Genomic DNA, 10,419 nt, shown 5'->3' on the forward strand with positions numbered 1-10,419 from the left:
CGTGGACCCTACTTGATCGATCCTCGCGTGACGCCGGAGATGACCCAGCGCTGGCTGAAGATGTAGATGATGAGCAGCGGGGCCATCGCCATGAGGTACGACGCGAACGCGACCGTGTAGTCGACGTTGAACTGCCCCTGGAACACGTATTGCACGAGCGGCAGCGTGCGGTGCTCGGGTTCGGTCAGCACGACGAGGGGCATGATGAAGTCGTTCCACGCCCACACGCACGTGAGGATGCCGACCGTGGCGTTCATCGGCATGAGCAGCGGGAAGATCACCTGCCAGAACACCCGCCAGGTGCCCGCACCGTCCACCCGCGCCGCCTCCTCGAGCTCGATCGGGATCGAGCGGATGTAGGCGGTGTAGATGAAGATGTTCAGCGACAGGCCGTAGATCGTGTACAGGATGATCAGGCCGCCCGGGTTGTCCATCCCGAGGATCGCCGTCTGCTTCACGAGCGGCAGCATGATGATCGGGAACGGGATGAACAGCGCCGCCAGCAGGTAGAAGAACACGACCTTGAAGAACGGCCGGTGCAGGTTGCGGGCGATGCCGTAGGCGACGACCGAGCTCGTGAGCAGCGTGAACACCACCGAGCCGACGGTGATGAACGCGGTGTTCAGCAGCGCCTGCGGGAAGTTCGTGCGCTCCCAGGCCTCGGCGAAGTTCTCGAGGCGGATCGGGTTCGGCCACTCGAAGCCCGAGCCGCCCGCGAGCTGGTCGGGCGTCTTCAGCGCGACCACCACCGCGAGGTACATCGGGATGAGCACGGTGAGCGAGCACACCGCGATGAGGGCGGTCGCCCACCAGTTGATGCGGCGGGTGTCGTCGGATTCGCGTCCGGGGCGGCGGCGTCCGCGGCGTGCCCGCTCCTCGGGCATCGCCTCGGAGGCCTGCGCCGCCGTGGTCGTGGTGGTGGTCATCAGAATTCGGCCTCTCTGCGCTGAAGGACCCGGAACTGGAAGAGCGAGACGACCGTGATGACGATGAAGAAGATCACCGCGTTCGCCGTCTGGTAAGCGAACTCGCCGCCCGAGAAGCCGCCCTTGAAGATGAGCAGCGTCACCGATTCGGTCGAGGTGCCCGGCCCGCCGTTGGTGAGCGCCACGATCGGGTCGAACACCTGCAGGAAGCTCTTGAGGCTCAGCACCACGTTGATGGTGAAGAACGCTCCGATGAGCGGGAAGGTGATCGACCGGAACTGCCGCCACGAGCCGGCACCGTCGATGGATGCCGCCTCGTAGAGCTCCCCGGGGATCGTCTGCAGTCCCGACAGGTAGATGATGATCGCGAACGCGCACGCCTGCCAGACCGCGAGCACCACGATCGCCGTCCACGCCAGATCGGGATTCGTGAGGATGTTGTCGCGGAAGACGGGGATGCCCGACAGGATCTGCGGCAGCGAGTTCGCGAAGAAGAACTGGAACACGTAGCCGATGACGAGGATCGCGAGCACGTAGGGCACGAAGAACACGCCGCGGAAGAAGTTCCGCCCCACGATCTTCGCGTTCAGTCCGAGCGCGATGGCGAGCGAGAACACGTTCGTCAGGATCGTCGCGACGATCGCGAAGAGGAACGAGAACCCGTACGCCTGCAGCACGCGTTCGTCGCCGAACAGGTTGGCGTAGTTCGACAGCCCGACGAAGTTCCACGCGCCGTAGCCGGCGTAGTTCGTGAAGCTGAAGAAGATGCCCACGAGGACCGGCAGGGTGTGGAAGGCCGCGAACGCGATGACCGCGGGCCAGACCATCCAGTAGTACGCGGGCGCGGCCCGCCTGCTGTCCGAGCGCATCCGGGTGGCGCGCTTCGCGCCGCCGCCGCCCGTCGACGACCGCGTCGCCTGGGTCAGGGTGCTCATGTCATTCTCCCGTCACGGGGATCGTGCGAGCGGCGACCTTGGCCCACTCGCGGTCGAGGGTGGCGAGCGCGCGCTGCGGATTGCCCGTGAAGAGGGCCTGCTGCACCGTCGCGTCGAGTGGGATGCCGGGCGGCACCTGGTGATCGATGAAGCCGGTGATGCGGCCCTCGTCGAACCACGGCGCGACCGACTGGATCGCCGGGTCGTCGCTGAGCTCGGCGCCCTCCACCGAGGGGATCATGTTCTGCGACGCCGCGAAGGCCGTGATCACGTCCTCGCTGAAGAGGTACTCGATGAAGCGCATGGCCTCCTCGCTCTTCGGCGCGTCCTTGCCCATCGTCACGACGACGTCGACGCCCGAGACGAGCAGCCGGTCGGCGGGGTCGTCGGTCGGGTAGGGGAAGATCCCCAGGTTGATCTCCTCGTTCACGCCCTTGATCGGGTTCACCGCCCAGATGCCCTGCATGTACATCGCCGCGTCGCCGTTGGCGAACGCCGCGTTGCCGTCGTCGTAGGTGCGGCCGCGGTAGCCCTCCTGCGCGTACGAGTAGAGCTGCGCCTGCCGGTCGAGCACCTCCGGGTAGTCCTGCTCGAACGAGACCGACGAGTCGGGGCCGACGTCGGCGCCCTCCTCGCGCATCTCGTCGAAGAACCCCTCCTGCGCCGGGTAGGCGCCGAGGCCGTTGAACGACGGCAGCGTCGTCCACGCATCGCCGAGCGTGCCGTAGAACGGCGTGATCCCGGCATCCTGCAACTGCTCGCACACCTGGATGAGCTCGTCGAAGGTCTCGGGGACCTCGATGCCCTGCTCCTCGAAGATGTCGATGTTGTAGATGATGCCGTTGGCGTTGTTGACGTAGCCGAGGCCGTTGACCTCGTCGCCGAACGTGCCGAGGTCCGCGAGGATCTCCTGCACCGCCGGGTTGATGGTCTCGAGTACGGGATCGTCGCTGAAGTCGTGGAAGACCCCGGCCTGCGCGAGGCGGCCGAAGTTCCCGTTGGCGTTCAGCGTGATGACGTCGGGCGTGCGGTCCTTCACCAGGAGCGTGCGGATCAGCGTGTCGGCGTCGGCGACCTGGTTCTGCACCACGTCGATGTCGGGGTTCTCGGCCTCGAAGTCGTCGATGATCTGCTGGAAGTCCTCGAGCGCCTCGCCCTTGAACTGGAAGAAGTCGAGCTGCGTCCGGCCGTCGCCCGCGTCGCCGGTCGCGCACCCGGCGAGCAGCAGGCTCGCGGCGGCGGTGAGGGCGACGGATGCCGCGGCGACGGGCGCTCGTCGCCGACCTCGCCGTCTCCGGTGCGAATGCGTGCGGATGGTCTGGTCCCTCATCGTGCGCCTCCTTGCGCGTTCGGGTTGAGCGTCAGGCGGTGGTGAGCTCGAGCAGCACGAGCTGCCCGGGGAAGAGCACCGGGGCCTGCAGGCCCGCGGTGCCCAGTTGCCGGCCGGTCAGCACGATCGGCTGCTCGGCCCAGGGGAGCGTGGACTGGCCGGGGCCGTGGTCCAAGCGTCCGGCGGCGATCCGCACCGCGTACCTGCGGTCCGGGTCGAGGCCCGGCAGCGTGAAGCGGCCGGGCGGGTGGGTCACGCTGGTGGTCACCTGCGTGAACGTGAAGAGCGCGGATGCCGCGTCGCCCGCGACCACGCCGCGCACGTCGGTGGTGTCGTCGCGGGTGTCGCCGTGCACGAGCGTGCCGGTGTGGATGAGCGCGCGGTGCCGCTTGTGGAGGTCGACCCATTCGCGCACGCGGGCGAGCCCGGCGTCGTCGAGGGTCGTCAGGTCCCATTCGACGCCGAAGTGCCCGAACAGGGCGACGCCGGCGCTCGTGTCGAGCTGCACGGTGCGGCCCGTGGTGTGCACCTCGGGGCTCGTCAGGTGGGCGCCCATCATTTCCGTCGGCACGAGGATCCCGGTGTAGCGCTGGATCTGGAGGCGCTCGATGGGGTCGAGGGTGTCGCTCGTCCAGATGCGGTCGGTGTGCTCGAGGATCCCGAGGTCGACGCGCGCGCCGCCCGACGCGCACGACTCGATCTCGAGTCCGGGGTGGCGGCGCTTGAGCTCGGCGAGCAGCCGGTACAGCGCCTGCACGTTCTCGTGCACGCGCGCGCGGCCGGTGTGGGCGCTGCCGGCCTCGAGCAGGTCGCGGTTGTGGTCCCACTTGAGGTAGGCGATGTCGTACTCGGCGAGCAGCGCGTCGAGCCGCGCGAGCAGGTACTGCCAGGCGTCGGGATTGGCGAGGTCGACCACGTACTGCTGGCGCGCGGGCACGGGCAGGTCGTCGCGACCGCGGAGGATCCAGTCGGGGTGGTTGCGGGCGAGTTCGGAGTCGAGGTTCACCATCTCGGGCTCGACCCACAGGCCGAACTCCATGCCGAGCGACGTGACCGTCTCGATGAGCGGACCGAGCCCGTCGGGCCACACGGTCTCGTCGACCCACCAGTCGCCGAGGCCCGCGGTGTCGTCGCGGCGGCCGAGGAACCATCCGTCATCGAGCACGAACCGCTCGACGCCGACGGATGCCGCACGCCGGGCCAGCTCGTCGATCTTCTCGCGGTCGTGGTCGAAGTACACGGCCTCCCACGTGTTGAGCGTGACCGGGCGGGGGCGGCGCGGATGCTGCGGACGCGCGCGCAGTTCGCGGTGGAACCGGCTCGACAGCTCGGTCAGCCCGTCGCCCCACGAGCCGATCGCCCACGGCGTCGCGTACGACTCGTCCTGCTCGAGGACGACCTCGCCGGGGGCCAGCAGCTCGCCCGCGCCGAGGGAGGACTCGCCCGTGGGCAGGCGCTCGGCGAGGAGGCGGTGGTTGCCGCTCCAGGCGGTGTGCACGGCGTGGACCATCCCGCGTTCGAAGCCGAATCCGCGGCGGCCCGCGGCGATGACCAGGCTCGCGTCGGCGCCGGGCCGCCCACGGCGGCTCTCGCGCAGGTGCGTGCCGATCGTGAACTCGTGGCGCTGCGGCGACCGCTCGCGGAGGTGGCGCCCGGTGGTGTCGAGGAGTTGGTCGGCGGTGGCGGGCATGGGGAAGAACGGGGTGAGCGCGACGACCGAGTAGGGCGCGTCCGCGAGGTTCCGCAGGGTGATGCGCTGCCGGAACAGGCCTGAGGCGGTCACCTCGAGTTCGATGGTCGCCTCGAGGCCGGCGGCGTCGTCGCGGGCGGTGATCGTCGCGGTGGCGGCATCCGTCTGCACGTCGACGGTCGCGAGGCGCGTCGAGAAGTCGCGGCCGTCGCGGTGGCCCGCGAGACCGGGGGTGCCGAGCCACCCCGACGACTCCTGCGGGATGAGGGTGAGGGCGGCGGGTACGTCGATGCCGCCGGAGACGCGCTGGGGGATCGCCGCGAGGGCCATGGCCGCGAGCTCGTCGGCGCCCACCTCGCCGAGGTCGGGTCCCCAGTGCACGATCGCGGGGAGGGGCGCGTGGTCGAGGGAGAGCACCACGCTGGTGCCGCCGTTGCGGAGGTGGATCGGGTCGGTGCCGCGCTGCATGACGTTCTTTCTATGACAGAAATAAATGATCTGTCAATCCCGTTGCGCTCGGCGTCGCAGCCGTGTTTCGTAGGTACGTTCGTGTCAAGATGGAACGAACCACGGCGATGGAGGGCGGCGATGACGCAGGTCGAACTCGGCGGCTCCGCGCGAGAACTGGCCCGCCAGGTGCTCATCCACGGCCCGATCTCCCGCGCCGACCTCGGCCGCCGCCTCGGCCTGTCGCCCGCGAGCCTCACCCGCCTGTCGAAGCCGTTCCTCGACCGCGGCCTGTTCGTCGAGGCACCCGACCTCGTGCAGGGCGCCACCGGCCGGCCCGCCCGCCCGCTCGACGTGCGCGCCGACGCCCGCCGATTCGTCGGCGTGAAGCTCAGCGGCGACGCCGCCCATGCCGTGCTCACCGACCTGCGCGCCACCGCGGTCGCGCGCGAGGAACGCGCGCTCGACCGGCACGACCCCCGCGCGGTCGTCGGCGTCATCGGCGACCTCGTCGAGACCCTGCTCGCCGCCGAGGGGCCCGACCTCCCGAGGGTGTCCGGCCTCGGCGTCAGCGTCGGCGGCAACGTCGCCGACCAGCGCGTCGTCACCCGCGCCCCGTTCCTCGGCTGGCGCGACGTCGCGCTCGCCGACCTCCTCGAAGCACGCCTCGGCCTGCCCGTCGACGTCGAGAACGACGTGACCGCGCTCACCACCGCCGAACAGTGGTTCGGCCCAGCCCGAGGGCGCGACGCGTTCGCCGTCGTCACCGTCGGCGCCGGCGTCGGCTACGGACTCGTCATGCACGACCGGGTCGTCACCACGCCCGACACGGGCCTCGGCCTCGGCGGCCACCTGCCCCTCGACCCCAGCGGCCCGCTCTGCGTGGACGGTCACCGAGGATGCTCGACCGCGATGCTCTCGATCCCCAGCATCTGCGCGCAGGTCGGCATCGCCCTCGGGCGCGAGATCGGCTACGACGAGGTGATCGAACTCGCCGCGGCGCGGCATCCGCTCGCCCGTTCGGTGACGGATGCCGCGGGCCGCTCGCTCGGCCGCATGATGGGCTACATCGCCAACCTCGCCATGGTCGACGCGATCGTGCTCTCAGGGGAGGGCGTCGGACTGTGGTCGGTCGCGGGCGACACGGCGCTCGCCGCGCTCGCCGCGGACCGCGACCCCGAGGCGTCCGAGGTCGTCGTGCACGTCGACGACACGGGCTTCGACCCGTGGGCGCGCGGCGCGGCCGCCGTCGCCATCCAGGGCGCGCTCGCGCGCCTGCGCCTCCCCGCCTGACGCACCCGCCCCGACGCGCGGGGCCGGTCAGAGCTCGGGCGGGGTGGCGGTCGAGGAGCGCACGCGCAGCTCGAACGGCAACTGCGTCATCGACGCCCCGGGTGCGGCATCCGGCCCCGGCTCGAGCTGCTCCATGAGGATCTCGACGGCCTGCTCGCCCTGGCCGCGCGGGAACTGCGCGACCGTCGACAGGCCGAAGAAGTCGGAGAGGTCGTAGTCGTCGATGCCGATGATCGACACGTCGCGGGGCACGACCAGCCCGAGGTCGCGCGCGGCGAGGATCGACCCGATCGCCATCTCGTCGGATGCCGCGAAGATCCCCGTCGGCCGGTCGTGGGGGCGCCCGAGCAGCTGCTTCGCCGCGTGGTAGCCGCCGCGGATGGTGAAGTCGGCCGGCGCGAACAGCGTCGGGTCGGGCTCGACGCCCACCTCGCGCAGCGCCGCCTCGTACCCGAGCCGTCGGTTGGTGGGCAGGTGGAAGTCGAGGTCGAATTCGAGGTCGCCGCCGATGTGCGCGATCCGGCGATGGCCGAGCCCGATGAGGTGCTCGGTCGCGAGCCGCGCCACCCCCACGTCGTCGATCGTCAGGGTGCGCACGCCGGGGATCGGACCGCCGACGCCCACGAGCGGCTTGCCGAGGTCGTGCAGGCGCTGCACCTCGTGCTCGGTGAGCTCGAGGGAAACGGCGATGACCGCGTCGACGCGCTGGCGCAGCAGGAAGTGCTCGAACACGCTCGAGCGCTCGCGCCCGTCGCCGGACAGGTTGTAGAGCGTGAGGTCGTACCCGCGGCGCAGCAGCGCCTGCTGGGCGCCCTCGAGCACCGACGAGAAGAACCACCGGTTGAGGAACGGGATGACCACGCCGATGTTCCGGGTGCGGCCCGAGGCGAGGCTCGACGCGTTCGACGACACGACGTAGCCCAGCAGGGCCGCCGCCTCCTCGACCTTCGCCTTCGACGTGGGGGAGACGTGACCGCGGCCGCTCAGGGCACGCGAGACGGTCGCGGTGGAGACCCCCGCGAGCTTCGCCACTTCCTCGATGCCGGCCATCGCTCCTCGCCCGCCGCGGACTGCTCGGGGTGCAGGCCGGCGGCACCCGATCCTATCGCCGCGCGGAGTGGCGCATTGCCGCGTCCCTCGGACTGGGGTAGGAAAGCAGCGTTCAGGGCTCGTCCTCCGGGGGGACAGGCTTGCCCACCTGCACCGTGATGAAAGGGAAGTCCGCGTGAAGTGGGTCAAGCGCCTCGCCCTGGGGCTCGTCGTCGTGTTCGCCCTGTTCTACATGATCACCCGTCCGGAGGATGCCGCCGGGGCGGTGCAGGGCGCGGTCGCCGCCGTGTGGGGCGGCGTCGAGGCGGTGGGCCGGTTCTTCTCGTCGCTGGCCGCCGCGTAGCCGCGAACGGATGCCGCCGGTGACCCCGAACGCCCGCAGCCTGTTCGACCCGCGGGTCGAGCGGTTCCTCATCGCCGACGAGGGCGAGGTGATCGTCGACGAGGTCGCCAAGCACTGGGCGGCGATCGTCAAGCCGGTCCTGCTGCTCGTCGCCGCGGTGCCGCTGCTGATCATCGCGTTCTGGGTGCCGCCGCAGGCGTGGTGGCTGCCGGCCCTCGCCGCCCTGGTGCTCGCCGTGTGGGGCCTCTGGCGTATCCTGCAGGCGCAGATGGACCGCTTCGTGATCACCAACATGCGCGTGTTCCGCGTGCACGGCATCCTCACGCAGAACATCGCGACGATGCCGCTCGCGCGAATCCTCGACATCTCGGTGCGCCGACCGGTCGTCGGCCGCATCTTCGGCTTCGGCCACTTCGTGTTCGAGTCGGCCGCGCAGACCCAGGGGCTCAAGGAGATCCGTTACGTCGGGGCGCCCAACGAGCGCGACCTCACCATCCAGCGCGTCATCGCCCGCGCAGGCCTCCGCGGTCCGGTGCGCGGCACCCAACCGATCGCGCCCGTCCCGCAGGCGTTCCAGCCGTCCGCGACGCGTCACCCAGTCGGCCCCGACGAGTACCGCGACGGCCGACGCGACGAGCTCGGCCCGAACGACACGATGCCGATCCACCTGTGAACGGATGCCGCCCGGCGGGCCGCGCCGGGACGGCCGCCGCGCGCGCGGCGCGGGCGCCGTGGCATCCGCTCGCCTCGATTTCTCGACACGCCGCCGCATGGGTATCCTTGTGTGGCCCCCGGTCGCGTGAGGAACGTGGTCGGGTGTACGGCGAGTTACCCAAGCGGCCAAAGGGATCTGACTGTAAATCAGCTGGCATAGCCTTCGGGGGTTCGAATCCCTCACTCGCCACCACGTGAAAGCCCCGGTCCGCCGGGGCTTTCGTCGTTCTCGGCGACGGATGTCGCGTCCGGCCGCGGTCCGTGCACGGGCGATCGTGGTCGGGGCGGATGCCGCGGCGGGGCGTAGCGTGGGGGCATGACGCCTGACGCCGGCCACGCGGCATCCGCAGACCTGCTCGCCATCGCCCGACGGATCGCGCTCGCCGTCGCCGAGACCGCGCTCGAGGAACGTCGCCGCGGCATCGCCGTGGAGGCGACGAAGTCGACGCCGACCGACGTGGTCACCGCCGTCGACCGCGACACCGAGGCCCGGATCCGGTCGATGATCCTCGACGCCCGGCCCGACGACGGCATCTTCGGCGAGGAGGACGACACGCACGTCGGCACGAGCGGACTCAACTGGGTCGTCGACCCGATCGACGGCACCGTCAACCTGCTGTACGACATCCCGGCCTGGTCGGTGAGCATCGCCGTCGTCGACGGGCCGCCCGACCCGGAGCACTGGAACGCGGTGGCCGGCGTCGTCGTGAACCCGGTGTCGGGGGAGGTGTTCGCCGCATCGGCGGGCGGCGGCGCGCACCTCGGCGACCGCGAGCTGCGGGTCAACACCGGGGTCGCGCTGCCGCAGGCGCTCGTCGGCACCGGCTTCGGGTACGCCGTCGACCGGCGGCGCAGCCAGGCCGAGGCGCTGCTGCACGTGCTGCCGCGCGTGCGCGACATCCGCCGAATCGGATCGGCCGCGCTCGACCTCGGCGCGGTCGCCGCGGGCCGGCTCGACGCGTTCTACGAACAGGGCCTGAACCCGTGGGATCACGCCGCGGGCGCGCTGATCGTGCGCGAGGCGGGCGGCCGCGTCGGCGGGCCCGACGGAGGGCGCGAGAACGAGCGACTGCTGCTCGCCGCGGCGCCGTCGGTGTTCGACCAGCTCGCCGCGCTGCTGCACGACGCTGGCGTGCCGGCCGACTGAGCCTGCGGCGCCGGGTTCTCCACAGGGGAGTCCACGCGCGACACGCGTTCGCACACCGACATGGCGCCGCGGCGACGAAGCGGTTACGCTTTATCGATCCGTGACCTTCGACCGCGTTCGAAGGTGCGCGGCCGAAGGTCCCCCGATCCCGAGCCGAAAGTCCCCCCACGTGCCCGAGACCCCCCTCGTGCCCGACGGTTCCACGCCAGGCACTCAGGCCCATTCGCGGCCTGAGCGACCCCTGACCCGTCGCGAACTGCGGGACCGCTCCACCTCGTCGGCCGAGCCGGCCGGCCCTCGGGCCGGCATGGACTCGGCCTTCGGCGTCTCCGGGGGAGCCTCGTTCGAGTCGTTCCTCCCGGGCCGTGGGGCAGCGCCCGCGCCGTCCTCGACGGGGTCGCCCTCGATGTCGGGCCGAGCGGATGCCACGGGGCCGCTGCGTCCGCGCGACCGTCGTGAGGCGCCCGCAGCCCCGGTCGCGCCGGCCGCCCCGGCCGCTCCGGCCGCGAGCTCGCGCCGCCTCCGCCGCGAGGCCGAGACGCTG

At 71.2% G+C, this 10,419-nt stretch carries 9 protein-coding genes, 1 tRNA gene and 1 pseudogene; 6 read left to right on the forward strand and 5 right to left on the reverse strand.

Annotation, left to right across the window (positions count from 1 at the left end; genetic code table 11):
* Positions 1 to 8: 8 nt before the first annotated feature.
* From AVP42_RS14680 to AVP42_RS14695, 4 genes are read right to left on the reverse strand one after another with little or no spacing between them, the layout of a single operon-like run.
* Positions 9 to 926: a carbohydrate ABC transporter permease gene (locus AVP42_RS14680; RefSeq protein WP_067950350.1), complete on the reverse strand. Its 918-nt coding sequence runs from the start codon at positions 924 to 926 to the stop codon at positions 9 to 11.
* Positions 926 to 1,861 (reverse strand): carbohydrate ABC transporter permease, encoded by a 936-nt coding sequence (locus tag AVP42_RS14685; RefSeq protein WP_082847317.1) that lies wholly within the window; start codon positions 1,859 to 1,861, stop codon positions 926 to 928. The genes AVP42_RS14680 and AVP42_RS14685 overlap by 1 nt, the downstream gene beginning before the upstream one ends.
* A 1-nt stretch (position 1,862) precedes the next feature.
* Complete coding sequence (locus tag AVP42_RS14690; protein ID WP_082847318.1) at positions 1,863 to 3,191, reverse strand: ABC transporter substrate-binding protein; 1,329 nt, start codon at positions 3,189 to 3,191, stop codon at positions 1,863 to 1,865.
* A gap of 31 nt (positions 3,192 to 3,222) precedes the next feature.
* A complete protein-coding gene (locus tag AVP42_RS14695) occupies positions 3,223 to 5,349 on the reverse strand; it encodes an alpha-galactosidase (RefSeq protein ID WP_067950351.1) in 2,127 nt (708 codons plus the stop codon).
* 120 nt (positions 5,350 to 5,469) lie between these two features.
* Here AVP42_RS14695 and AVP42_RS14700 point away from each other — a divergent pair, with 120 nt between their 5' ends.
* Entirely contained in the window at positions 5,470 to 6,621 is a 1,152-nt protein-coding gene (locus AVP42_RS14700) for an ROK family transcriptional regulator (RefSeq protein WP_067950353.1), read from the forward strand.
* A gap of 27 nt (positions 6,622 to 6,648) precedes the next feature.
* Here the strand turns inward: AVP42_RS14700 and AVP42_RS14705 are convergent, their stop codons facing one another.
* A complete protein-coding gene (locus tag AVP42_RS14705) occupies positions 6,649 to 7,671 on the reverse strand; it encodes a LacI family DNA-binding transcriptional regulator (protein WP_067950355.1) in 1,023 nt (340 codons plus the stop codon).
* 175 nt (positions 7,672 to 7,846) lie between these two features.
* Between AVP42_RS14705 and AVP42_RS16775 the strand changes: the two genes are divergently transcribed.
* From AVP42_RS16775 to AVP42_RS16960, 5 genes and pseudogenes are all read left to right on the forward strand, one after another.
* Positions 7,847 to 8,014, forward strand: coding sequence for a hypothetical protein (locus tag AVP42_RS16775; RefSeq protein ID WP_197467039.1), 168 nt, complete (start codon positions 7,847 to 7,849; stop codon positions 8,012 to 8,014).
* Positions 8,015 to 8,033: 19 nt separating this feature from the next.
* Positions 8,034 to 8,687 carry a PH domain-containing protein gene (locus tag AVP42_RS14710; protein ID WP_197467040.1) on the forward strand — a complete coding sequence of 218 codons (654 nt, stop codon included), beginning with the start codon at positions 8,034 to 8,036 and terminating at the stop codon, positions 8,685 to 8,687.
* A gap of 149 nt (positions 8,688 to 8,836) precedes the next feature.
* Positions 8,837 to 8,921, forward strand: a tRNA-Tyr gene (locus AVP42_RS14715).
* A 123-nt stretch (positions 8,922 to 9,044) separates the two neighbouring features.
* On the forward strand, positions 9,045 to 9,875 hold the full coding sequence (locus tag AVP42_RS14720) for an inositol monophosphatase family protein (RefSeq protein WP_067950357.1): 831 nt from the start codon (positions 9,045 to 9,047) through the stop codon (positions 9,873 to 9,875).
* Positions 9,876 to 10,182: 307 nt separating this feature from the next.
* A pseudogene (locus AVP42_RS16960) lies at positions 10,183 to 10,419 on the forward strand (hypothetical protein); the annotation flags it as partial.

The organism is Agromyces sp. NDB4Y10 (assembly GCF_001620055.1).
In the GTDB taxonomy this organism is placed as follows: domain Bacteria; phylum Actinomycetota; class Actinomycetes; order Actinomycetales; family Microbacteriaceae; genus Agromyces; species Agromyces indicus.

Excerpts from the sequence above, each read along its gene's own strand:
- AVP42_RS14680 (WP_067950350.1), bottom strand. The coding sequence starts at position 926 with ATGACCACCACCACGACCACGGCGGCGCAGGCCTCCGAGGCGATGCCC.
- AVP42_RS14685 (WP_082847317.1), bottom strand. The coding sequence starts at position 1,861 with ATGAGCACCCTGACCCAGGCGACGCGGTCGTCGACGGGCGGCGGCGGC.
- AVP42_RS14690 (WP_082847318.1), bottom strand. The coding sequence starts at position 3,191 with ATGAGGGACCAGACCATCCGCACGCATTCGCACCGGAGACGGCGAGGT.
- AVP42_RS14695 (WP_067950351.1), bottom strand. The coding sequence starts at position 5,349 with ATGCAGCGCGGCACCGACCCGATCCACCTCCGCAACGGCGGCACCAGC.
- AVP42_RS14700 (WP_067950353.1), top strand. The coding sequence starts at position 5,470 with ATGACGCAGGTCGAACTCGGCGGCTCCGCGCGAGAACTGGCCCGCCAG.
- AVP42_RS14705 (WP_067950355.1), bottom strand. The coding sequence starts at position 7,671 with ATGGCCGGCATCGAGGAAGTGGCGAAGCTCGCGGGGGTCTCCACCGCG.
- AVP42_RS14720 (WP_067950357.1), top strand. The coding sequence starts at position 9,045 with ATGACGCCTGACGCCGGCCACGCGGCATCCGCAGACCTGCTCGCCATC.